We start from the raw sequence: 1,083 nt of genomic DNA, 5'->3' as shown, positions 1-1,083 counted from the left end.
AAAAAAACGGAAGAAAGAAGATGGTTGTCCGAAGTTTCATCTGTAGTTTTACAACAATCTTTGCGCGACTTAGAACAAGCTTGGAGTAACTATTTTAATAGCAAGTCAGGTAAGCGAAAGGGAAAAGATATAGGTAAACCAAAGCCCAAAAAGAAGCATGGTAAACAGGCAATTAGATTTGCATCTAATGCTTTTACAGTGAGTTCTCAATCTGTATATTTAGCTAAAATTGGTCATGTTAAGGTTGTTTTTTCGCGACCCTTACCCAGTGAACCTAGCAGTGTAACCATAATCAAGGATACAACTGGGCGTTACTTTGCTTCGTTTGTGGTGGAAGTCCCAAAAGAAATAGCACCCCAAACAGATATCAGTTGCGGGATTGATTTGGGTTTGACTCACTTTGCTATTCTGAGTACTGGGGAGAAAGTAGAAAACCCACGGCTGCACAAGAAGATGCTGCGGAAAATTAAACTAGCTAACCGCAGACTGGCGAAGGCTAAAAAAGATTCCAACAGGAGGAAAAAACGTAAGTTAAGACTGGCGAAACTACACGCCAAAGTTAAGCAACAAAGAACAGATTTCCTGCATAAGTTAACTACTCAATTGGCAACTGAAAATCAAAGTCTGGCAATTGAAGATCTTAACGTGGCTGGCATGGTGAAAAACAGAAAGCTATCTCGTGCCATATCAGATGCAGGATGGGCAAAATTCAAAACTATGCTACAAGCCAAATGCGATAAGTACGGTAGAGATTTAACTATCGTAGATCGTTGGTACGCCAGTAGTCAGATTTGCTCTTGCTGTGGCCAGTCTGGAGGCAAAAAGGAATTAAACGTGCGCGAGTGGGAATGCTTGCATTGCAACGCTTTCCACGACAGAGACGAAAACGCAGCAGCTAATCTGAAAAACCAAACAAAAAGAGAGGCGGGTGGGCAATCCGACTCATACAATAACGGACATGGAGAGTGTGTAAGTCTGCCAGTGGTAGCTGTTCTCGGTGAAGTGTCAACCACCTACGAGCAATTAAGTTTGTTCTAGGAATCTCCGTCCTTTAGCGTCAGCGCAGGGCGGAGAGGATGTCAA

At 42.8% G+C, this 1,083-nt stretch carries 1 protein-coding gene; it reads left to right on the top strand.

Annotation, left to right across the window (positions count from 1 at the left end):
* Window positions 1–1,038 (top strand): RNA-guided endonuclease InsQ/TnpB family protein (locus tag H1P_RS33650; protein ID WP_144875862.1); only part of this gene is annotated, 1,038 nt, incomplete at its 5' end.
* Window positions 1,039–1,083: the final 45 nt, after the last annotated feature.

The organism is Hyella patelloides LEGE 07179, from assembly GCF_900659865.1.
GTDB lineage: Bacteria > Cyanobacteriota > Cyanobacteriia > Cyanobacteriales > Xenococcaceae > Hyella > Hyella patelloides.
Note: the sequence above shows the minus strand (reverse complement) of the source record. Positions and strands in the feature narration are given on the sequence as shown.